Here is a 22,243-nt window from a genome sequence, read left to right as displayed (position 1 = left end):
GACAAAGAAGACCGCGGGGCGCGCGGTCACGGCGCGTACGGGGGTGGCGCCGTGAGCGCGCGCCTGCGCGGTATCGCGCGGCAGACCGAGGAGATCGTGGCGGCGGGGGCCTACCGGGCGCCGAACGGCCGCGAGGTGTCGATCGCCGGGGAACTGCGGGCGGCGCGCGAGGGCACGCGCCTGTACGGGCCGGAACCGGTACCGGTGCGCTCCGTTCGGGTGACGCAGACGCAGACGCAGACGCAGACGCAGATCGAGGTCACGGGCGAGAGCAGCCTGGAGGCCGCCCGCCGGCTCGGCGGGGACGTGGCCGTGCTGAACTTCGCCTCGGCCCGCAATCCCGGCGGCGGCTACCTGAACGGCGCCCAGGCCCAGGAGGAGGCCCTGTGCCGGGCCTCCGCGCTGTACACCTGCCTGCTCCAGGCCCGCGCGTACTACGACCACCACCGCGCCCACCGCGACCCGTTCTACACGGACCGTGTCATCCACTCGCCCGCCGTGCCCGTCTTCCGTGACGACCGGGGCGGGCTGCTGGACGAGCCGTACACCGCAGGCTTCCTGACCTCGCCCGCGCCCAACGCGGGCGTGGTGCTGCGCACGGCACCCGAAAGGGCCTCCGAGCTGCCGCGTGCCCTGGCCGTCCGGGCCGAACGGGTCCTGGAGACGGCCGCTGCCCACGGTTACCGCCGACTTGTGCTGGGCGCTTGGGGCTGCGGGGTGTTCCGCAACGACCCGGCCCAGGTGGCGGGGGCGTTCCGGGCGCTGCTGGAGCCCGGCGGGCGGTTCGCGGAGACCTTCGAGCACGTGGTGTTCGGGATCCTGGACCGGACCCGGGAGCGCGCGGTACTGGGCGCCTTCGAGAAGACCTTTCAGGTCCAGCCGTAGCGCTCCTGCAGCCGTCGCCTGACCAGGTTGAACCGCATACGGTCCAGCGCGCAGGCCTCCCGGCGCATACCGTCCTCGTGCAGGCGCAGCACCCGGTCCGCGTCGACCCACGACTCCCGGCCGGAACGGTCCCACGGCCCGCTGCCGATCGGCACCCACTCCCGCTGGCCGTCGTGCCGCTTGCTGGACAACTGCACGGCCAGGAAGGTCCCCGAAGGCTCGCGGGCGACCACGAGCACCGGGCGGTCCTTGCCGCGCCCGTCGTTCTCCTCGAAGGGCACCCAGGTCCAGACGATCTCGCCCGGGTCGGGGTCGCCGTCGTAGGCGGGTGAGTACTCGGTGCGTACTCTGCCGACCGCGCGAGGGTCGGCTTCGGTGGTGGCGGTGGGGCCGTCGCGGCCCGGGGCGTTTCCGTCGGTAAACGTTCTCACGGGGGCACCTTAGAGGCTGCCCCCGTGACCGCGCCCGACGGGTCACTTGTCGTCCATCGCCACCTTCTGGGCCAGCCCGTTGAGCGGCGGGGTCTCCTTCGGTGCCTGCCCGTTCTGGTTCATCGACGCGAGCAGCTGGCGGGCTAGGCCCAGTCCCGTGCCGCCCATGGTGAGCGCCTTGGCGAACATGTCCGCCATGACAGACAGCGTACGGTCGCTCAGACGGCAGCGGAACGTGCCGTGACCGGCGGCGACGGCCACTTCTCGTACCAGCGCAGCTCCGCCTCCAGCTGGGCCGCCACCTGCACCAGAAGCGGCTCGCTGTCGGCCGGCCCCAGCAGCTGCGCCCCGACGGGCAGGCCGTCCGCCGTGAATCCGGCGGGCACATTGACGCCCGGCCAGCCCAGCACGTTCCACGGCCAGGCGTACGGACAGGCGGCGATCATCGCGCGGTCGGTGGCGAAACCGCTGAGTTCGAGCAGGGCGCCGATCCGGGGCGGCGGAGCGGCGGTCGTGGGCGCGAGGACGACGTCGTACGAGGTGAAGAACCCTCCGATACGGCGGTGCAGGACGGCCTCCGCCCGCCGGGCCGCCCGCAGTGGGGCCCCGCCGAGCAGCCGGCCCAGCCGGGCCGCGTCCCGGGTGCGCCGGTCCAGCAGCGCCGGGAAGGGCGCCTCGCCCACCCGCTCGGCGATCCCGGCCGTGGCCCGCGGCACGAAGGTCAGCCCGATCTGCCCGTACGGCGGATCCGCCTCCTCGACCGTGTGCCCCAACGCGGCCAGCCGCTCGGCGAGTTCGACGATCCGGGTCCGGACTTCGGGAAGCAGCCGGGCGGGCACCGCCGTGAAGGGCGGCTTGAGGGAGAGCGCGATCCGCAGCCGCCCGGGATCGCGGCCGACGGCCGCCGACGCGTCGACGGCCGGGGGCCGGTGCGGGTCCTGCGCGTGGTTGCCGCTCGCCGCGTCCAGCAGCAGGGCCGCGTCGGCGACCGTACGGGCCAGGGTGCCGTTGACGGTGATGCCCTGGAAGGACTCGCCGCGCGGCCAGGTGGAGACCCGGCCGCGCTGCGGTTTGATGCCGACCAGATGGGTCCACGCGGCCGGGATCCGCACCGAGCCGGCCCCGTCCGAGCCGAGCGCGGCGGGTACGAGCCCGGCGGCGACCGCGGCGGCCGAGCCGCCGGACGACCCGCCGGGCGTGTGCTCCGTGCTCCACGGGTTGCGGGTCGCGCCGAAGGCGGGCCCCTCGGTGAAGGGCCACTGCCCGAACTCGCACGTGTTGGTCTTGCCGATGATCACGGCCCCGGCCGCGCGCAGCCGCCGTACCGCCTCGCCGTCCTCGGCGACCGGCGGGAACTCCCCGCGGCAGCCGAAGGCGGTCGGCTCGCCGGCCACGTCCATGTCGTCCTTCACCGCCACGGGGACGCCGAGCAGCGGCTTGCGGGTGCCTATGGCCAGTTCCCGGTCAGCCGCGTCGGCCTCGGCGAGCGCCGCCTCGGCCCGGACGATCCGGAAGGCGTTGAGGCTGCCCTGCGTCGCCTCGATCCGCGCCAGCGTGAGCTCCACCAGGGCGCGGGACGTCACCTCCCCGGCGGTCAGCGCACGGGCGGTCTCCGTCAGGCCTGCGGCGCGGTCGAGCGTCATGCGGACACCTCCGGAAGCGTGTGGTCTACCGAACGGTAACGTCCGGTGGCCGGTGGCGGAACGGCGGCGACGGAGTGGATGTTCACCGATCCCTTCGGGACTCTGCGGCTCTCGTACAAAACCATTGACGCACTTCTGCCTCAGCTCTACCTTCTGACCGACTTTCCGAACCTTGTTCGGTATTTCGACACCTTGAGTCGAGAGCGAGCCGCACATGACCCCCCGACCCGCCAGCCCGTCCCGCCGTACCCTGCTGCGCGCCGTGGCCGCCCTGCCCGCCTCGGCGCTGCTGCTCGGCGAAGCCCCCGGGATGCTCGGCAGCGCCCTGGCCGCCGCGCCCCCGAACGGCTCGGCCACCCGCTACACGATCGTGCCGTTCCTCAACAGCGATGACGGCACGGTCAACGTCTACCAGTCGGACGACGCCACCGACTTCCGGCTGCTGCGCTCCTCCGCGTACACACCACCGGCGGGCCGGATCCGCGACGCGAGCGTTCTCAGACACACCGACGGTTTCTACTACGTCACCTACACCACGCACACCTGGCAGGACACCAGCACGACCATCGGCTTCGCCCGCAGCTCCGACCGCGCCAACTGGTCGTTCCTGTACGACTACACCGTCCCCATCGCGAACCTCTCCCGCGCCTGGGCGCCCGAATGGTTCGTCGACAGCGACGGCAGCGTCAACGTCATCGTGTCCTGCTCCACCACGAACGACGAGTGGATCTTCACGCCGTACCGGCTGAGGGCCACGAACTCCGCTCTCACGGCATGGAGTTCACCAGTCGCCCTCTCCGGCATCGGCGCCAACCACATCGACACGTTCATCGTGAAGGTCGGCTCGACGTACCACGCCTTCCCGAAGAACGAGACGACGAAGTACATCGAGTACGCCACCGCCTCGAACCTCACCGGCCCGTACACGATCCGCAGGACCGGCGACTGGGCGGGCTGGGGCAGCTACCGCGAGGGCCCCGCGCTGGTCCAGCTGGACAACGGCGGCTGGCGGATCTTCTTCGACGGCTACGGCGACGGCAACTACTACTACAGCGACAGCCACGACACCTTCGCCACCTGGTCGGCACCGGCCGCACTGCCCGCGATCTCCGGCACGGCACGGCACTTCACCGTGGTGAAGGAGACGGTCTCGGGCGGCCCGAGCCTGGCACGGAACACCACCCGCTCCTTCCGGTCGGCCAACTACTCCACCCGCTACTGGCAGCAGCAGTCGGCGCTCCTCAACCTGCCCGTGGTCAGCGGCTCCAGCACCACCGCCGAGAAACAGGCCGCCACCTTCACGGTCGTCGCCGGCCTCGCCGACACGAACGGCTGCTCCTTCCGCGACGCGGCCGGCAATTACCTGCGCCACTGGGACTTCCGCGCCCGCTTCGACCCCAACGACGGCACGAGCACCTTCGCCAGGGACGCCACGTTCCTCCTCCGGGCCGGCACGGCGTCGGGCTCCGTCCGCTTCGAGTCGTACAACTACCCGGGGCACTACCTGCGCCACTACGCCTACCAGCTCCGCGTGGAACGCTCGAACGGGACCGACCTCTTCCGGCAGGACAGCTCGTTCGTACCGGTCACTGCCTGGGCTTGACCTGCGCCCTCGCTCAGCCGTACGGAGAGCGGCGGACGGTCAGGACGGCGACATCGTCGTGCTGGCCGGCGCTGCCGGCGAAGGCGCGGGCGTCTTGGTACAGGGCCTGGGGCAGTTGGGTGGGGGAGAGGGCGAGGTGTTCGGTCAGCCGCTCGTCGACCGGGTAGAACGTGCCGTCGGCGGCGCGGGTCTCGGTGAGGCCGTCGGTGGTCAGCAGCAGTGTCGAACCGGCTGGGAACTCGAACCAGCCCACGGTGGTCGGTTCGGAGGCCAGGTCGGCGAGACCGAGCGGGACACCCGAATCCAGCGGCGGCGTGGTGACGATGCCGTCGTGCACCAACCGGGGTGGGATGTGCCCGCAGTTGACGACCTGAGCCTCGGTGTGGGCGTCGACGGAGACGACGAGCGCGGTGACGAACCGCTCCTCGTCGCCGTTCTGTTCGGCGTAGGAGTTGTGCCGGACGACGGAGGCGTCCATGGCGTCGACGAGCGCGGTGAGCGTGGCCTCCCGGTGGGCCGCCTCGCGGAAGGTGCCGATGACGGCGAACGCGGCCCCCACGGCGGCCAGTCCCTTGCCCTGCACGTCACCGATCAGCACCCGTGTCCCCCACGGCGAGGCCACGACCTCGTAGATGTCACCGCCGACGAGCCGGTCCTCCTGTACGGGTTCGTAGACGCCGTTGACCAGGACGTCGGCGGTGACCAGGGGCAGGGGGTGCAGGATGTGCCGCTGCATGGCGGCGGCGGTGGAGCGCAGGCGGAGCATCTCGTGCTCGCGCCTGATACGGCGGTGGCAGGCGTAGACGGAGGTCACCGCCAGGGCGAGAGTGAGCACCACCAGCAGGGCACGGTCGAGCGACCGGCCCACGTCACTGCCGCGCAGCAGCACGGTGAGGGTGACGAAGACCGTGGTCCAGGTGGACACGAACCTCGTCTGCTGCACGGTGCACAGTGCCGACGCCGTACCCGGAAGGAAGACCAGGAGACCGAGGAGCCACACCTCGGACCCGGACAGGGCACCGAGGATCTCCACCAGGGCCGTCACCGACACCACGCCGAAGGCCAGCTCGAGGTTGCCCGGAGGCTCGATCGCCTCAAGGGCGTCCGACGGCCTTCGGCGGGTACCGATCATGGGAACTCCCGGGCAGGTAGTGATCTCTGAGTACGTTATGCAGGTCCGGCCGCCCGGTGGAGGCGCCCCGCCGGGCACCTGTGAGCCTGAGCGCACTGCAGAGCACCTTGCGGTTGCCGATGCAAGGTCATGGCATGATCAATCACGGCACTGCTGGGGCATTCTGATCAGACATGGACGGAGGGGCACGCAGTGGCTCCCCAAGGCCCGGACTGCACGGTGACCACCCTGGTCGAGCTGCAAGGCGGCCGACCGCAGTGGGAGAAGGCCCGATGTCGACTCGATGAACTCCGCTGGGACCACCGTGAGTTGACACCCAAGGAACGCCGCGTCGCCCGTCGGGCGCTCGATGCCGACTTCGAGATCAGCGAGTTCCACTGGGTGGAGATACCCGTCACCGGTTCCTCCTGGCGCGCGGACCGTGAAGCAGCTTGGCACGTCGCCGAGCTGAGCAAGGCGGCACAGGTCGTCATCTACGGTCGGCTGTTCCGGCAAGCCGAGACCGACCGGTTCATCGAGCCGGAGTGGCAGGTGCACCGAGGGGAACGCCTGTCCGGGACAACGGCTGGGCATGGGTTCACTCGCCGGCTTCGTGCGGCGGCACACTGGACGGCCGCGCGGTCGGGGTTGCTCGACGTACGCGTCCGTGTGCACGGCAGCAGGGACGCTGCCCTGCACCTCGCGCAGCACATGTCCACGGACGGTCCACGTGCGGATCTGCGTATACGGCCACTTGACGGGCGCGGGCGGACGGGGACGGTGCAACACCGCGAGGACGCCCTCAACCGGGCGCTCGCGCTCTTCGTGGGGCCACTGTTCGCGATGGCCCTCTTCCTGACGTTGGCACAGCAGGCCCGGCCCACGGCGGCCGCGGTGTGCTGGCTTCTCGCACTCGCCTGCGCGATCCCGGCCTGGTGGACAGCGCTCGCGTTGCCGCTGACCCGCACCCCGCTCGGCTCCCTGGCCGCCTCCGCCGCTGTGACCTCGGCCTTCGTCTGCTACGCGCTGGGAATCCCCGGCCTCTTCGACGGGCTACATCCCAGATATGCGCTGGCGACGGCGAGCATCGCCTTCTACGCGACCGGGCTGGTCCTGCTGGGACGCCGCTGGCGTTGGCAGGTCCTTGTCGCCGGTGCGCTGCCCGTGATCGCCACCTTGCTCGTCGCCGCTCTGCCGCTCACCGGACGTATCCTGCAGGACAGTTACGCCGATGAGCTGTCCCTGACCCCGAAGGAGACGGAGACCAGCGGCGTATGGCAGATCGCGGCGGCTGTGAAACTGCTGTGGCCCACCCTTGGCGCGGTCCTCTTCGTCGTTGCGGCCTGGGGCATCCTGCGCTACTTCCACTTCATCCGCCCCAGGAGCGTCTTCGCCGCGACGTGTGCCACCCTCAGTCTTGTTCTGGCGGCTACTCTCTCCATCGAATGGACGCTTTCGTCACCGGAACGATCGGCGGACAGGCTGAAGCAGGCAGTCGCCCACCACACCCCAGCGCCACCGTATTTCGGTATCGCCGGGGAATGGACCTGCGTCCGGCCCACCGTCCCGGCCCGCGCCCTGAACGAGCTGGGCGGGACCGTGACGCCCGATACTCCCTACCTCTCGTTCGGTGTCAGCGACGGCAACGTGGTCCTGTGGAACCCGTCGACCGACAAGCCGCTGCGCGTCCCCGCCGGACAGGTGAAGCTCCTTCCGCCGGACAAGCCGGTGCGCACCTGCGCGACATGACAACTGCTTGCTTGCGGGCATCGGCGACCTCATCGGAGATCCCTCACCCGGTCAGGCAGCGGGACCGACCCGCCCGCCGACGGTGTCGCCGACGTCCTGCGGCCGCCCGTCAGGGGGTGCGGTGGCGGTTTGGCCCCCTGCGACGCGCAGAAGGTCCAGCTTGCCCGCGTCAGTGCTTCCGGTCGCCGCTGTGTAGGTGACCATGCGCAGGTCGGCGCCGGGGACGATGAGGACGTCGCAGTCGACCTGGATGTCGCCGACCTCCGGATGCCGGATCGTCTTGTGGTCAGTGGTGTGTTGGGCGGATGCCGTCCGCGTGGCCCAGTGATGAGCGAAGGCGTCGGACACGCCGCGCAGTTCCCGCACGAGTCGATCGAGCTGGGCGTCCCCGGGATAGCGGGACACCGCGTCCTTGAGGTCGGCGACGATCGACGCCTCGAAGACGTCCGGTCCGCGCTCGGACTGGACGGGCGGCATCGCGGCGTGTGCGAGTCCGTTGCCGAAGAGCGCACGAGCGAGGTTCCGTTCGGAGGGCGGGACGACGGCGGCGTCGCCGAACACGGCGCTCCACATGCTGTTCCACCACACCAGGGTCCAGTCCGCGCTGAACACGCCGATCGGGACGTCGCCCAGACGCGCGGCGAGCCGCTGGACGCCCGCGGGCACGTGGGTGCTGACCGTCCCGTCCTGCGGCGGCAGGAGCCCGGCGCTGCGGTACAGCTGGTCGCGCTCGGCGCGGGAGAGCTGCAGGGCCCGGGCGAGGGCGCCGACGACCTGGGCCGAGGGGTTCCTGGCGCGTGACTGTTCCAGGCGCAGGACGTAGTCGACGGAAAGCCCGGCCAGTTGCGCGAGCTCCTCGCGGCGCAGTCCCGGGGCACGACGGCCGTCCGTCACGGTGAAGCCGGCGTCGGCCGGAGCGAGACGGTCTCGCCAGGCGCGCACGAGGGCGCCGAAAGCGGAGCGGGAGGAAGAAGCCATGGGGCCATTCTCGCCGCGCGGCGCCGCATCAGCCTGGGTACTGCCAGTCCTGGTGACGGGGAGGGCCCTGGCCGGCGGTGGCGCGAGCGGTGAACGTGGACGTGAGCCCGAGCCGGACGGCATCGGCGCAGCAGTGAAGGAGCCTTCCGTGAAGCACACCATCGTGATGACGGGCGCGAGCCGCGGGATCGGCCGCGTCGCCGCCAGGAACATCCTGAGCCGGTCGCCGGACGTGCACCTCCTCGTCGTCGCCCGCGCGTCCTCCGGCACACAGCTCGCCGCGGAACTCGCCACGGGCGGGCACACGGTCTCGCACGTCTCGGCGGACCTCGGCTCGCTGGACAGCGTCCGCTCGGCCGCCACCGAGATCCGGGACCGGCTCGAAGGCGGTGACCTCCCGCCGCTGCGCGGCTTCGTGGGCAACGCGGGCATGCAGTACACGAACGCGCTCACCGAGACACCCGACGGGTTCGAGGCCACCTTCACGGTCAACGTGCTCGCCCACCACCTGTTCGTCCGCCTGCTCCAGGACCGCTTCGCCGCTCCCGCCCGGATCGTGATCACCGTAAGCGACACCCACTTCGGCGACTTCAGGCACAACATGGGCATGGTGCCCGGCCCGGCCTGGAAGTCCCCGGACGTGCTCGCCCGCACGGGCGCCTTCGCCAAGCCGGACACCACGGCCGCCGGGCGCACGGCGTACTCCACGAGCAAGCTGGCCGCCATCTACCTCGTGCACGAGTACGCGCGCCGCCTGCCGGCCGGGATCGACGCCGTCGCCCACAACCCGGGCTTCGTCCCCGGTACCGGCCTCGCCCGCAACGCCGGCCCCGTCTCCCGGTTCGCGATGCGCCGCATCCTGCCGGTCATGACCCTCACCCCGTTCGCCACCAGCCGCAACGCCGCGGGCCGCCACCTCGCGGACGTCGTCCTCGGCACGTTCCGGGCGCCGACCGGCTCCTATATCGACCGCGACCGTGTGGGCCGCTCGTCCGAGGACTCCTACCACCCGCGGCGCGAAGGCGAACTCTGGGATGCCGCCGAACGGTTCACCGCAGGATGAACACACGAACCGTCAGGTGCCGAACTCGTGGTCACGGGTCTCCGGGAGGGCCAGCAGGCACAGCAGGCTCAGCAGGCAGAGGCCGCCGGTGTAGAAGCCGAGGACGAGCGGTGAGTCCCAGTGGCTGTTCAGCCAGGTGGCGACCAGCGGGGCGAAGCCGCCGCCGAGGGTGTTGGCGAGGATGAAGGCCGCGGAGGCTCCGCTGTAGCGCAGCCGGGCGGGGAACAGTTCGGGGAGGAACGCGGTCACCGGGGAGAACATGAGCGCGAGCAGCATGAGGCCGACCGTGTAGGCGCCGGTGATCAGCCAGGCGTCGCGTGAACTCAGGGAGGCGTACATGGGCACCGCCCACAGCACGCAGCCGACGGCTCCGGTCAGCATCACCGGGCGGCGGCCGATCCGGTCGGACAGCCTGGCGACCGGGAGGGTGATGGCGATGCCGGCCGCGGCGCCGATGCTCGCGGCGGTGAGCATCGTGTTCTGGGGGATGCCCAGTTCCTTCGGGCCGTACGAGAGGCTGTAGACGATCGTCAGGTAGTAGACGGCCGAACCGCCGATCGCCGCGCCGGTGCCGAGCAGCAGCCGGCCGGGATACCGCTGGAGGAGCGTGGCCAGCGGAAAACGGGACTCCGGTGCCGGGGCCGGAGCCTGGGCGGTGCGATGAGCCGTGTCGCGGAACACCGGTGACTCGGAGACCGTCGTGCGCACCCACAGGCCGATCACGACGAGCACGGTGCTGAGCAGGAACGGGATGCGCCAGGCCCAGTCGGCGAAGCCGTCCCGGCCGGCGAGGTGGAGCGTGGGCAGGATGACGGCGCTGGACAGCAGGAAGCCTAGCGAGGGGCCGGCCTGCGGGACGGACGCGTACAGCGCACGGCGGCCGGGCGGTGCGTGCTCGGCGGCGAGCAGCACCGCCCCGCCCCACTCACCGCCCATGCTGAGGCCCTGGAGCAGACGGAGTGTCACCAGCAGGACGGGAGCGAGGAGTCCGGCGGTCTCGTACGTGGGCAGCAGCCCGACGCCGACGGTGGCCACGCCCATCAGCAGGAGGGAGGCGACCAGGGCCTGTCTTCGGCCCAGCCGGTCACCGATCGTCCCGAACAGGACGACGCCGAGGGGCCGGGACAGGAACGCCGCGGCGAAGGTGAGGAACGCGGCGAGGGAGGAGACGGTGGGGTCGCCGGAGGGGAAGAAGGCGGGGCCGAGGACGAGCGCGGAGGCCGTGCCGTACACGGCGAAGTCGTAGTACTCGATCGTGGTGCCGACCAGGCTCGCGGCGGCGACCCGCGGGGCCTCGGTCCGCGCGGTGGCTTTCTCTGTCGTCTTGGACAGCGATTCGGGCATGGGAAGTCACCCTAGGCCCGGAAATTCGAATTCGACAAGGAAGCGTCAGGAAAATCCGGCCGTCCGAATTATCGAACGCGACCGCAGGGGTTGCGGGAAGAGTTTCCGGCCGTTTACACGTGGCATCCGCAACAAAGCGCCCGAGACTCCACGAACAGCACCCCATGCGGTCGTCAATCCCGCTGCGCCTGTCACATTGCTGTCAATATTCATGCCGAGTTCTGCATAAATATTTACCAGTGATCGCACCTTGCCAACCGGTCGCCGCACGGTAAATGCTCACAACGGCGCAACTTGAAAGTTCTACGACCATCGTTTTTCGGACTTTATGCGGCCACCGGCTGGGGAGGCGTATTACCCATGCTGAAAACCGGCAAGTTATTACGCTTGAGAAGGCTTTCGCTGGCGGGTGACGGCCGGCATCTGCTCGTTCCTCTCGATCACAGCGTTTCGGACGGCCCGATCGTCCCCGCCGGTCAATGGGACGACCTGCTCCGGGCGCTGGTGGACGGCGGGGCCGACGGGATCATCGTCCACAAGGGGCGTGCTCGCGCCTTCGCGCCGGACATCCTCAAGAGCTGCGCGCTGGTGGTGCACCTGAGCGCCAGTACCGCCTGCTCCGCCGACGTCCACGCCAAGGTGCTGGTCGCCGATGTCGAGGAGGCCCTGCGGCTCGGCGCGGACGCGGTCAGCGTCCATGTGAACATCGGCTCGGACACCGAGGCGCGGCAGCTCTCCGACCTGGGGGCGGTGGCCCGTTCCTGCGACGCCTGGGGCATGCCGCTGATCGCGATGGTCTACCCTCGCGGCCCCCGGATCGAGGACCCGCGCGACCCCGCCCTCCTGGCGCACCTGGCCAACGTCGCCGCGGACCTGGGCGCGGACATGGTGAAGACCTCCGTCGCCCTGCCGGTCGAGCGGATGGCGGAGGTGGTGGCGGGCAGCCCCATCCCCGTCCTCGCGGCGGGCGGTCCGCCGGACGGCACCGACCTCGTCGAGTACGGCACCGCCGTGATGGCCACCGGCTGCCGGGGACTGGCCGTCGGCCGCAGGATCTTCTCGGTCCCCTCGCCCGCCTCCCTGGTGGCCCGCCTCGCCGCGGTCGTGCACGGCGACGGCGGCGCTTCGAATGACATGAGCATGACCCATCCCTCGACGTTCGTGGCAGGAGTCGCATGAGGTTCGCATGGATCGATCTGCGTCAAGTCCCCGGCGCGCAGCTCCAGGCGGTGGTGGACGCGGCCGTCCACGCCCGGATGGCCGGGGTGGTGGCCGCCGATGCCGAGCTGCTCGCGACGCTGCCCCCGACCGTCACCCGGGTGCTGGCACCCGAGGGCCGGGCCCCGGCCGCCGCGAAGAAGCCCGGTGACAAGGAGGGGAAGGGCACCGCCGCGAAGGAGGCGAAGGACGCAGCCGAAACCGGACCCCCGTCCCGGTCCGGAAGCTCCCCGGCCGCCACCGGAATCGACGTCCTGCTGCGGAGGTTCGGCACCGAGGACGAGCTGGACGTCCTCGCCGCCGGCAACCGCGCCGCCGGTGCCACACCCGCCGCCGGCATTGTCGACGTACGGGACGACCGCACGCTCCAGCTGTCGTGCGCCGGCGCCATGAAGCTGCCGTACACCGTCATCCACTTCGCCGACCCGACCAAGATCCCGCTGGAGATCGTGCTCGCCGCGGCCGAGTCCGCCGACGGCAAGCTGGTGACGGTCGTCGACGGCCTGGAGGAGGCGGCGATCGTCTTCGACGTGCTGGAGCGCGGCTCGGACGGCATCCTGTACGCGCCCCGCGGCGCCGACGAGGTGTTCGCGCTGGCACGGCTGCTGCAGGCCACCACACCCCAGTTGGAGCTGTCCACGCTGACCGTGGAGAGCATCCGGCACGTCGGACTCGGCGACCGGGTCTGCGTCGACACCTGCTCCCACTTCGAGGAGGACGAGGGCATCCTCGTCGGCTCGTACTCCTCCGGCTTCGTCCTGTGCTGCAGCGAGACCCACCCGCTGCCGTACATGCCGACCCGGCCGTTCCGGGTCAACGCCGGGGCCCTGCACTCGTACACGCTCGGACCGGACAACCGCACCAACTACCTGAGCGAGGTGGGCTCCGGTAGCGTCCTGCTGGCGGTCGGCGCCGACGGCCGCACCCGGCGGGTCGTGGTCGGCCGCGCCAAGCTGGAGTCCCGGCCGCTGCTGGAGATCCGCACCCACGCCGAGGACGGACGGCTGGTCAGCCTGACCGTGCAGGACGACTGGCACGTACGGGTGCTCGGCCCGGGCGGGAAGGTCCTCAACGTCACCGAACTGCGGACCGGTGACGAACTGCTCGGCTATCTGGCCACGGACAAGCGCCATGTCGGCCTGCCCATCGGCGAGTTCTGCAAGGAGGTCTGAGGCCTCATGGGCGAAAGCGCGACAGACCCGGCCGACTCGATGGGCTCCCTCGTCCAGCGGCTGCTCGACGCCCGGGACGACGGCCTGCCGTTCCTGATTCACCGACAGGAGACGCTCTGCCGCGGAGAGTTACGTGAGCGGGTGGCCAAACAGGCCGCCGTGTTCGCCGGATACGGCATCGGCCCGGGCAGCACCGTGGGGCTGCGGACACCGCCCAGCTTCACCCAGGTGGAGGTGCTGCTCGCGCTGTGGCGGCTCGGCGCCCAGGTGCTGCTCCTCGACTTCCGGCTCAAACCGGCCGAGGTGGAATCCCTCTGCGCGGTCTGCCGGCCGCAGTTCCTGGTCGGCGCCGGGTCCAACGTCCGGGCGGCGTTCGGTTTCCGGCCCGAGTACGAGGTCACCACCGAGTGCCGCAGGACCGGCCGGCCCGCCGCCACCGGGCACCGGCTGGTGCAGTTCAGCTCGGGCTCCACGGGGCGGCCGAAGGTGATCGGCAGGACCGTGCGGTCGGTCGCCGCCGAAGTGGACGCGTTCGCCACGGTTCCCGGCATGCCGGGGGAGGGCGACCGGCTGCTGCTGCTCAGTTCGACAGCCCACAGCTTCGGTCTGATCGGCGGGCTGCTGCACTCGCTGGCGGCCGGTGTCTCCGTGGTGTTCGCGCCCCGCGTCTCGGCCCGCGACATCCTGCGGACCGCGGTGGACCACCGGGTCACCGCCCTGTTCGGCGTGCCGACGCACTTCGAACTGCTCGCGGCCGCCCTCGACCCGCCCGCCCTGCCCGAGCTGCGGATCGCGGTGTCGGGCGGCGAGCTGATGCCCCCGCGGGTGGCGGCGCGGTTCGCCGAACGGTACGGCGTCCCGGTCGGCGAGGCCTACGGCACCACCGAGACCGGCATCGTCGCCATCGACGTCGGCGGCGCGCTGCGGCCCTCGGTCGGCCGGGCCGCACCGGGCGTGGTGGTACGGCAGTACCGCGGCGAACTGGACGTGGCGCTGGCCGATTCCCCGTATCTCTTCGACTCGGGCGGTACGCAGTACGCGGACGGCTGGCTGCACACCCGGGACCGGGCCACCGTGGACGACACCGGGGCGGTCAGCGTGCACGGCCGGGCCGACTCGCTCGTCGTGATCGGCGCTCTGAAGGTGGATCTCACCGAGGTCGAGCAGGTGCTCCGCGAGCACCCGGCGGTCGAGCAGGCGGTCCTGGTCCACGACGGCGTGACCGAGGCGTATGTCGCGGTGGCCGCCGGTGCCGAGGAGCCGTCCGCGGAGGAACTGCTGCGGTGGTGCCGGGAGCGGCTGGCCGACTACAAGCTGCCGCGGGTGATCCGGCTGCTGGAGACCCTGCCGCGTACGTCCAACGGGAAGCTGCTGCGCCAGGCGGCGGCGTTGCAGGCGGCGGCGGGCGGCGCGTCGTAGGCCGGACCGGGCCGCCCGAACACCTTCCGCGCGATTCCCCCGATTCCCCCACCGGTACCTCTCACTGGAGTTCTGTCGACCATGAGCACATCGACCCTGGAAGAAGAGATCCGCGAGTTCGTGCTGACCGCGGTCATCGACGAGATGAACATCCTGACCAGCCGTGAGGGCATCACCGACGACAGCCCGGTGACCGTCGGCGGGCTGGACGTCGACTCACTCAGCCTGATCGAGCTCACGATGCGGCTGGAGTCCCGGTTCGGCGTGGAGATCCCGGACACCGACATCGAGCCGCTGGCCTCCCTGACCCTCGGCGGACTCGTCGCCGAGGTCGTCCGGCGCGGTGCGCGGGCATGAGCACGGAGGCCTCGCTGTCCCCCATCACCACCGACACCGTCCGGCAGTTGCTGTCGGACCGCAAGGTCTTCCCCGGGCTGCCCGACGACCTCGGCGAGGACGCCGAACTGGTGCTGGACTCCCTCGGGCTGGTGTGGCTGCTCCACGTGGTCGAGGAGCGCTACGGCCTGGTCGTCGAGCCCACCGACGAGGACATCGCCGGGCTGACCTCGCTGCGGCGGCTCACCGGATACCTGCGCGCGGCACAGACGGACCGAACGGAAGGGAGCGGCCGGGATGAGCGGTGACGTGACGATCACCGGCTTCGGCGTACGCACCGCGTTCGGCACGGGCGCCGACGCCCTCCGGCGTGGCGTCTTCGCGGGGATCCCCGCGTTCCGCCCCACCACGCGGTTCGACACCGGCCCGTACCGGACGCCGATGGCTGCCGCCGCCCCCGACGGACCCGACGCGGTCGAGGACTGGGCGCTGCGCCACGCGCTCGCCCGCTGCGGGACGGAAGCCCTCGACATGGCCGGCCTCGGCCCGGGCACGGAGGCGGCGATCCTGCTCGGCGTCGCCGGCGACCACACCAGCGTCACGCGGTACTGGCGGGGCCGGCCGACGGAGGTCGCGTCGGTGTCGGCGCGTGGGCCGGGAAGGGACGCGGGCCGGACCGGGGGCGTTGTCCTGAACGGCGTTGCCGGTGAGGGCGCGGGCCGGACCGGGGGCGTTGTCCTGAACGGTGCGGCCGGTGAGGGCGCGGGCCGGACCGGGGGCGTTGTCCCGAACGGCGTTGCCGGTGAGGGCGTAGCCCCGAACGCGGGCGCCGTGACCACGGGCGAACCCGGTGCCGAGCCGGAGGGAGTCGCGGCGCGGCTCGCCGACGCCGTGCCCGCGCGGCTCGCCGAGTTGCTGGCCGGCCACCTCGGACTGACCGGGCCCCGGCTCGCCTTCACCAACGCCTGTGTCGCCTCCGCCGCCGCGATCATCCACGCCTGCCGGCTGATCTCCTCCGGCCGGATCGACGTGGCGGTCTGCGCGGGCGGATACCTCGTGGAGGAGGAGACGTTCGGCAAGTTCGACTCCGGCCGGGCCCTCTCCCGCGACGGCAGGGTGCGCCCGTTCAGCGCCGACCGCAGCGGGCTGCTGCTCGGCGACGGAGTCGCGGCCGTCGTACTGGAGTCCGCCGAGCACGCCCGGCGGCGCGGTGCCCGGCCGCTGGCGTCCGTGCCGGGCTGGGGCGCGGCGACGGACGCCCACCACATCGCCCAGCCGCATCCGGAGGGGGCCGGCCTGGCCCGGGCCGCACGGCAGGCGCTGCGGCTGGCCGGCGACCCGGAGGGGGCGTCCCTCGGCTATGTCAACGCCCACGGGACCGGCACCAAGTACAACGACGGCGCCGAGACCCGGGGACTGCGAGCCGCCCTCGGGGAGCGGGCAGAGTCGATCCCGGTGAGCTCGACCAAGAGCACCACCGGGCACCTCCTGGAGGCGGCGGGCATCGTGGAGTTCGTCATCACGATGCTGGCCCTGACGGACGGTGTGCTGCCGCCGACCGCCGGGTTCACCCGGCCCGACCCGGAATGCGACCTCGACTACGTGCCGAACCGGCCGCGCCGGGCCGACCCGCGCCGGGCCCTCACCATCAACGCCGCCTTCGGGGGCGCCAACACCGCACTCGTGCTGGAGCGGCCGTGACGACGGACAGACCCGTACCACGCTCGGCCCTCGGCATCCTGGCGAGCGCCATCGCGACCCACCGCACCGGGCGCCCGGACGACATCGAGCTGCCGAGGCTGCCCGGCTTCGTGGAGTCGGCGTTCAGCCCGCTGGCGTTCGAGGTCGCCAGACAGTGCCTGGCCGAACGGCCCGATGGGGGCACCTCCCGCTCATGGGGGTCCCCCCGCGCGAGCGAAGCCGAGCGTGGGGGAGAAGCCGAGAGTGGGGGAGACTCCCGGACCGCCGTGGCGCTGGCCGGCCTGCTGGGCGACACGACCACCGCGGATCTGGCCAGCAGCCGGATGGTCGCCGGGCGGGTCCACAACCCGCTGCTGTTCATGCAGGCCACTCCCAACTCCGTACTGGGCCACATGAGCCGGGAGTTCCGGATCACCGGACAGATGTTCAGCCTCTCCTCCCTCGACGACTCGCTGACCGAACTGCTGGCCATGGCGGATCTCCTGCTGGAGGACCCGGAGCTGGACCGGGTGCTGGTGCTGGGTGTCGAACTGGGCGGCGGTGAGCGGGCGGCCGCCGTGTACCGGGAACTGGCCGTCGACGGACACCCGTTGGCGGGCCTTCCCGCGAACGCCGGTATCGCGGCGGCGCTGCTGCTCGCCCGTCCCGGCGCCGGGATCCCCGTCACGATCCGGGCGGACGAGACGCACGACTCGGCTACCGGGACCACCGCCTGCCCCGGAAGCATCCAGGGCCTCTTCGATCTGGCGGCCACCCACCGGCGGCTGTCGCGGGACGGCGGCAGCCACCGCCTGGTGACGGAGCCGCAGGCGCCCGCTTTCATCCTCACGGCCGACTCCGAGGCAAGGAAGGAGACGGAGACCCATGCTCATCAGTAGGCAGGAGCGCGCCCTGATCTGCTCCGACACCGAACTGGGCGCCGGCAACGTCCTGGAGCGACTGACGGCGTACGGCCGCCCGCTCGACGAGCCGGTGCTGCGGACGGACGGCAGCTGGCAGGCGCCCGACGGCAGCCGTCCGCGGGTGCTGACGCTCGGTCGGCTGATCGAGGCCGTCGAGACCTACGCGGGCTGGTACGCCGCCCGAGGGGTACGGCCCCGCGACCCGGTCGCCGTGCACTCCCACTCCAGCGCCGAGTTCGCGGTGAACTTCCTGGCGCTGACCTCCCTCGGCGCGATCCCCTCGTTCGTCAACGGCAACCTGGCCCCGGATACCGCCCGGGAGTACGTACGCGGACAAGGGGCGGTGGGCGCCTTCGCGGACCGGGAGCACCACGCCGTGCTGTCGGGGTCGGGGCTCGGCTTCTGCGTCACCGCCCCTGACATCCGGCCCGGGGACCGCGCCGCCCTGCCGCCGTCGTACCCGTACCGGCACGACCCCACCGACCCGGTGCTCATCTCGCACTCGTCCGGAACCACCGGCATGCCCAAGGGCGTTCCGCACACCCACCGGACGCTGATGTACGCGCAGCTGCACCGGCTGCGCTACTCCACCGGGACCGACATGGAACGCACCCTGGTCGGGCTGCCGGGCGCGCACAACGCCATGGTGGCGACACTGCTGTACTGCCTGTTGCTCCGCACGGACATCAAGCTGCTCTCCAGCCGGCGCGGCACCGATGTGCTGGACGCCATCGAGGAGTTCCGGCCCACCACGGTGCTGGCCTTCGCCGGGACCTTCGGCGAGATGGCCGCGCAGGACCTGACGAGACGCCGTCTGGACAGTGTCCAGGTGTGGTTCAACACCGGGGACGCGGCGCACGAGGCGCACATCCGGGCACTGGTGCGGTACGGGAGCCACGAGAGGATCGGGCGCGATCTGCGGCGTACGCGGGTCGAGGGCTCCGTCTTCGTGGACGGGCTCGGCTCGTCCGAAGCGGGCTACTCCGTCTTCCACAACCGGCACACCAAGGACACCTCGGCCTACTCGCGCTGCGTCGGCAAGCCGATCAGCTTCGCCGAGGCCGCCGTGCTCGCCGAGGACGGCACCCCGCTGCCACCGGGGCGGATCGGCCGCCTCGGCCTGAAGTCGCCGACCCTCACGCCCGGTTACTGGAACGACTCGCTGACCTGGAACCGGCTGCGGCTGGGCGGCTACTGGCTCACCGGGGATCTCGCCCACCAGGACGAGGACGGCAACTTCTACCACCTCGACCGGGCGCCGGACGCGATCCGGACCCGCGACGGGATCCTGTTCAGCACCCGGACCGAGGAACTGCTCCTGCGGGAGCTGCCCGAACTGGCCGACTGCACGGTCGTCGGGGTGGCCCCCGAGGGCGTACGGGCGGACTGGGACGGCGGGGGAGAGGCCGAGGCGTACGCGCTGCTCCAACTCGCCGACGAGGACGCCCCCGCCGGCGACGGCGAGGCGTGGACCGGGCGGGTCAACGCGGTCCTGGCGGCCGCCGGGTTCCCGCTGGTGGCCCGGGCCCTGCGGACGGAACCCGACGATGTGCCCAAGGGCGCCACGGGCAAGGTCCTCAAGCGCGTGATGCGCGACCGGTTCGCCACCAGGGGGCAGGAGTGAGTGACGACGGGACCAACCACCGCGCGCAGACGGTGGACGCGTACCGACTGTGGTGGCAGCACGACGCCCACTGGTACCAGGGGGTGGCCGGGCGCTTCGGGCAGGAGGCCGCGAACGAGATCAACGCGGAGGCGATGCGCAAGGTGGCCGTGCACGTCGGGCAGCGCGTCGCCCGCCGGTCGGGCCCGCTGCCCGACAGCGGTGACACCGGCAAGGACCTGGAGGAACTGCGCCGCCGCTACGACGAGTGCGGCGACCGCATGTTCCCGCCGGAACTGCGCAACGCCTCCACCGAGGTGGAGGGCGACGACAGAATCGTCCTCACGCTGGGGCGGAACTTCGCCATCACCATGGTGCGGATGGCCGGTTCGCTGGAGGGCTACCGGTGCCCCTGCACCGACATCCACGCGGGCTGGTCCGAGGGGCTCGGTGTGACCCTGACCGAGAACCGGGCCGAGAGCTGTCTGCGCGACGGCGACAGTGCGTGCCGCCTGCTGATGCGGGTCGCCCCGGACACGGAGGGCTGAGCGGTGCGGGTACTTGTCGCCGGTGCCTCCGGAGTGGTCGGGCATCCGCTGGTCGGCGCGCTGCGGGCGCGGGGGCACCATGTGAGCGCCCTGGTACGGGATGGTTCCCGGGCCCCGGACGCGGACGAGGCCGTGGTCGCCGACGCCCTCGACCGCGCGTCCCTGCTGCCGGCGGTCGCGGCCGCCCGGCCCGACGTGGTCGTGCACCAGATGACGGCGCTGCGGCTGCTGCGCGACGATCCCGCGGCCGCCTTCGCGCGGACCGCGCGGCTGCGCACCGAGGGCACCGCCCACCTGGTCGAGGCGGCCCGGGCGGCCGGAGCGCGGCGGCTGGTCGCGCAGTCCATCGCCTTCGCAGCGGCCCCGGCCGGGGAGCCGGTCCTCGACGAGGGCGCACCGTTGTACGTGGACGCCCCGGACCCCGGCTGGGCCGCCACCGTACGGGCCGTGGCCAAGCTGGAACGGCTGGTGCCGAGCGGCGCGGGCCTGAGCGGCCTGGTCCTCAGGTACGGCACCCTGTACGGCCCCGGCACCGCGTACGCCCGTACCGGTGGGACGGGGCAGCGGGTGCTGGCCGGGAAACTCCCGCTGCCCGAGGGCGGGTCGGGGATCACCTCGTTCCTGCATGTGGAGGACGCCGTGGCAGCGGCCGTGGCGGCCGTCGAGTCGGAGGCCACCGGGGTCCTCCACATCACGGACGACGAACCGGCCCCGGCCGCCGAGTGGCTGCCGCACTACGCCCGCGCGCTGGGCGCCCCTGCCCCGCGCACGGTTCCGGCGGCGATGGCGCCCCGGCTGCTCGGCTGGTTCACGGCCCATCAGCTCACCGCGGCACGGGGCGCGTCCAACGACCGGGCGCGTACGACGCTGGGCTGGAAGCCGCTGCGGCCGAGCTGGCGCGACGGGCTGGGGACGCGATGACCGGGCCCGGCGAACCGGCCGCCGTCCCGTCGCGGCCGGCGGCCGTCCTCCTGGTCGTCGTCTGCGCCCAGATGCTGATCTGGCTGGACACCTCGATCCTCAACGTCGCCGTCACCACCCTGGCCGATCCGGCCGAGGGCCTGGGCGCGACGCCCGCCGAGCTGGAGTGGGTGGCGAGCGCCTACACCCTGGTCTTCGCCGGCGGTCTCTTCGCGGGCGGCGCGCTGGCCGACCGGTTCGGCCCCCGGGCCACCCTCCTCGCCGGACTGGCGCTGTTCGGCGCGGCCTCCGCCGCCGGTGCGTTCGCGGGGAGCCCGGCGTGGCTGGTCGTGGCGCGCGCGTTCATGGGCGCGGGCAGCGCACTGCTGATGCCGGCGACCCTGTCGGTGATCGTGCAGAGCACCCCGGAGGCGAAACGCACCCGGGCGATCGCGATCTGGAGCTCTTCCAGCGGTCTGGGCGTGGCCGTCGGCCCGGTGGTGGGCGGGGCGCTGCTCAGCGACTTCTGGTGGGGATCGGTGTTCCTGGTCAACGTGCCGATCGTCGCCCTGTGCCTGGCCGGAGTCGCCGCCGTCGTACCCGAGTTGAAGGGCCCCCGGCGCAGACCGCTCGACCTCCCGGGCCTCGCCCTGTCGGTGCTCGGCCTCGGCGGCGTGGTCTACGGGATCATCGAAGCCGGCGACGGACAGGCCTGGTACGGGCCGCACGTCCTCCTCCCGCTGGCTCTGGGCGGCGCCCTGCTCTGCGCTTTCGTCGCCGGTCAGCGCGGGTCCCCGGCGCCCAGTCTGGATCTGCGGCTCTTCCGGCAGCCCGGGTTCACGGCCGGGAGCGTGGTGCTGCTGATCGCCTTCATGGCCTTGGCCGGGCACCTGTTCTACGCGGCCTTCTATCTCCAGGGGCCTCGCGGGCTCTCCCCCTCAGAGGCCGGCACCGTGATGATCGCCGCCGCGGTCGGCATCGTCCTGGGCAGTCAGGCGTCCCCGGCGCTGAGCAGGCTGCTGTCGGCCCGGTGGACGGTCGCTGCCGGTGTCCTGGCCACGGCGGCCACCTACGTCGCGTACGCCTGGCTCGACGGGCGGACCGCGGTCCTGGTCATCGTCGCGCTTCTGTGGATCCAGGGCTTCGGGATGGGCCTGGTCGGCACGCCGGTCACGGCCGCGATGATGAGCGGGGTGCCACCGCGTCTCGCGGGCGCAGGCTCGGCCGTCAACAGCGTCACCCGGCAGGTCGGCGGAACACTCGGGGTGGCGATGGCCGGTTCGATCCTCTCCGGCGTGTACCGGGAGCGGATGGCGGACGCCGAACTGCCCGGCACCGCACAGGGTTTGTCCCCGGCCGCCGAGGAACAGGCCCGGGCCTCCGCCGAGGCGGCCCGCTCACTGGCCGGTTCCCTGCGCCTTCCCGAACTGGCGGCCACGGCGGACCGGGCCTTCCTCGACGCGATGTACGCCGCCACCCTCGCCGTCGCCGCACTGGCCCTCGTCGGATGCGCGGTGGCCGTCGTGGGTCTGCGCACCCGAGCACCGCGACCGCGGAACGTCCCGGAACGAGGGGCACGGGACGAACCGGTGGAATCCACGTGAGAGGCCACAGCACTGGAACAGGACAGGAGAGGG

At 72.1% G+C, this 22,243-nt stretch carries 20 protein-coding genes and 1 pseudogene; 15 read left to right on the top strand and 6 right to left on the bottom strand.

The annotated features are described in order from the left end of the window. Positions 1–51 precede the first annotated feature (51 nt). Complete coding sequence (locus tag ACZ58V_RS08615) at positions 52–885, top strand: TIGR02452 family protein (protein WP_471289065.1); 834 nt, start codon at positions 52–54, stop codon at positions 883–885. On the opposite strand, the gene ACZ58V_RS08610 is transcribed toward ACZ58V_RS08615, so the two are convergent. The 3 genes and pseudogenes from ACZ58V_RS08610 to ACZ58V_RS08600 form a co-directional block, all read right to left on the bottom strand. Further along, a complete protein-coding gene (locus ACZ58V_RS08610; RefSeq protein ID WP_471289064.1) occupies positions 870–1,316 on the bottom strand; it encodes a type II toxin-antitoxin system PemK/MazF family toxin in 447 nt (148 codons plus the stop codon). The genes ACZ58V_RS08615 and ACZ58V_RS08610 overlap by 16 nt on opposite strands. A 42-nt stretch (positions 1,317–1,358) precedes the next feature. Next, positions 1,359–1,514: pseudogene (locus ACZ58V_RS08605) on the bottom strand (flotillin family protein); the annotation flags it as partial. Between the two features lie 20 nt (positions 1,515–1,534). Next, a complete protein-coding gene (locus tag ACZ58V_RS08600; RefSeq protein ID WP_471289063.1) occupies positions 1,535–2,959 on the bottom strand; it encodes an amidase in 1,425 nt (474 codons plus the stop codon). A 214-nt stretch (positions 2,960–3,173) separates the two neighbouring features. Between ACZ58V_RS08600 and ACZ58V_RS08595 the strand changes: the two genes are divergently transcribed. Then, entirely contained in the window at positions 3,174–4,562 is a 1,389-nt protein-coding gene (locus ACZ58V_RS08595; protein WP_471289060.1) for a glycoside hydrolase family 43 protein, read from the top strand. Positions 4,563–4,575: 13 nt separating this feature from the next. On the opposite strand, the gene ACZ58V_RS08590 is transcribed toward ACZ58V_RS08595, so the two are convergent. Next, positions 4,576–5,694: a PP2C family protein-serine/threonine phosphatase gene (locus ACZ58V_RS08590; protein ID WP_471289059.1), complete on the bottom strand. Its 1,119-nt coding sequence runs from the start codon at positions 5,692–5,694 to the stop codon at positions 4,576–4,578. 192 nt (positions 5,695–5,886) lie between these two features. Here ACZ58V_RS08590 and ACZ58V_RS08585 point away from each other — a divergent pair, with 192 nt between their 5' ends. Beyond that, positions 5,887–7,422, top strand: coding sequence for a hypothetical protein (locus ACZ58V_RS08585; protein ID WP_471289057.1), 1,536 nt, complete (start codon positions 5,887–5,889; stop codon positions 7,420–7,422). A gap of 51 nt (positions 7,423–7,473) precedes the next feature. Here ACZ58V_RS08585 and ACZ58V_RS08580 read toward each other — a convergent pair whose 3' ends face one another. Further along, positions 7,474–8,400, bottom strand: coding sequence for a helix-turn-helix transcriptional regulator (locus ACZ58V_RS08580; RefSeq protein WP_471289056.1), 927 nt, complete (start codon positions 8,398–8,400; stop codon positions 7,474–7,476). Between the two features lie 148 nt (positions 8,401–8,548). Between ACZ58V_RS08580 and ACZ58V_RS08575 the strand changes: the two genes are divergently transcribed. Beyond that, entirely contained in the window at positions 8,549–9,463 is a 915-nt protein-coding gene (locus ACZ58V_RS08575) for an SDR family NAD(P)-dependent oxidoreductase (RefSeq protein ID WP_468185026.1), read from the top strand. A 12-nt stretch (positions 9,464–9,475) separates the two neighbouring features. Here the strand turns inward: ACZ58V_RS08575 and ACZ58V_RS08570 are convergent, their stop codons facing one another. Then, the gene (locus ACZ58V_RS08570; RefSeq protein ID WP_471289055.1) at positions 9,476–10,807 is read right to left on the bottom strand and encodes an MFS transporter; all 1,332 of its coding nucleotides are present in this window, start codon (positions 10,805–10,807) and stop codon (positions 9,476–9,478) included. 360 nt (positions 10,808–11,167) lie between these two features. Between ACZ58V_RS08570 and ACZ58V_RS08565 the strand changes: the two genes are divergently transcribed. The 11 genes from ACZ58V_RS08565 (at position 11,168) to ACZ58V_RS08515 (ending at position 22,210) form a co-directional block, all read left to right on the top strand. After that, the gene (locus ACZ58V_RS08565; protein WP_468185031.1) at positions 11,168–11,986 is read left to right on the top strand and encodes a 2-amino-3,7-dideoxy-D-threo-hept-6-ulosonate synthase; all 819 of its coding nucleotides are present in this window, start codon (positions 11,168–11,170) and stop codon (positions 11,984–11,986) included. Next, complete coding sequence (locus ACZ58V_RS08560; RefSeq protein ID WP_468185034.1) at positions 11,983–13,197, top strand: 3-dehydroquinate synthase II family protein; 1,215 nt, start codon at positions 11,983–11,985, stop codon at positions 13,195–13,197. Before ACZ58V_RS08565 ends, ACZ58V_RS08560 begins: the two co-directional genes overlap by 4 nt. 6 nt (positions 13,198–13,203) lie before the next feature. Next, a complete protein-coding gene (locus ACZ58V_RS08555) occupies positions 13,204–14,616 on the top strand; it encodes a class I adenylate-forming enzyme family protein (RefSeq protein ID WP_468185036.1) in 1,413 nt (470 codons plus the stop codon). 81 nt (positions 14,617–14,697) lie between these two features. Continuing rightward, entirely contained in the window at positions 14,698–14,973 is a 276-nt protein-coding gene (locus ACZ58V_RS08550; protein WP_031105264.1) for an acyl carrier protein, read from the top strand. Continuing rightward, entirely contained in the window at positions 14,970–15,260 is a 291-nt protein-coding gene (locus ACZ58V_RS08545) for an acyl carrier protein (protein ID WP_468185040.1), read from the top strand. Before ACZ58V_RS08550 ends, ACZ58V_RS08545 begins: the two co-directional genes overlap by 4 nt. Beyond that, entirely contained in the window at positions 15,250–16,653 is a 1,404-nt protein-coding gene (locus ACZ58V_RS08540; protein WP_471289053.1) for a beta-ketoacyl-[acyl-carrier-protein] synthase family protein, read from the top strand. Before ACZ58V_RS08545 ends, ACZ58V_RS08540 begins: the two co-directional genes overlap by 11 nt. Beyond that, positions 16,650–17,531 (top strand): hypothetical protein, encoded by an 882-nt coding sequence (locus ACZ58V_RS08535; protein WP_471289051.1) that lies wholly within the window; start codon positions 16,650–16,652, stop codon positions 17,529–17,531. The genes ACZ58V_RS08540 and ACZ58V_RS08535 overlap by 4 nt, the downstream gene beginning before the upstream one ends. Beyond that, positions 17,518–19,179: a class I adenylate-forming enzyme family protein gene (locus ACZ58V_RS08530; RefSeq protein WP_471289049.1), complete on the top strand. Its 1,662-nt coding sequence runs from the start codon at positions 17,518–17,520 to the stop codon at positions 19,177–19,179. The genes ACZ58V_RS08535 and ACZ58V_RS08530 overlap by 14 nt, the downstream gene beginning before the upstream one ends. Then, positions 19,176–19,706 carry a hypothetical protein gene (locus tag ACZ58V_RS08525; protein WP_471289046.1) on the top strand — a complete coding sequence of 177 codons (531 nt, stop codon included), beginning with the start codon at positions 19,176–19,178 and terminating at the stop codon, positions 19,704–19,706. Before ACZ58V_RS08530 ends, ACZ58V_RS08525 begins: the two co-directional genes overlap by 4 nt. A 3-nt stretch (positions 19,707–19,709) precedes the next feature. Beyond that, positions 19,710–20,627, top strand: coding sequence for an NAD-dependent epimerase/dehydratase family protein (locus tag ACZ58V_RS08520; RefSeq protein WP_471289044.1), 918 nt, complete (start codon positions 19,710–19,712; stop codon positions 20,625–20,627). Further along, positions 20,624–22,210 carry an MFS transporter gene (locus ACZ58V_RS08515; protein WP_468185054.1) on the top strand — a complete coding sequence of 529 codons (1,587 nt, stop codon included), beginning with the start codon at positions 20,624–20,626 and terminating at the stop codon, positions 22,208–22,210. The genes ACZ58V_RS08520 and ACZ58V_RS08515 overlap by 4 nt, the downstream gene beginning before the upstream one ends. The last annotated feature ends 33 nt before the right edge of the window (positions 22,211–22,243 follow it).

Source organism: Streptomyces sp. NPDC040589, assembly GCF_055594445.1.
The sequence above is the reverse complement of the archived record's forward strand: the minus strand, read 5'-3'. Positions and strand labels throughout refer to the sequence as shown.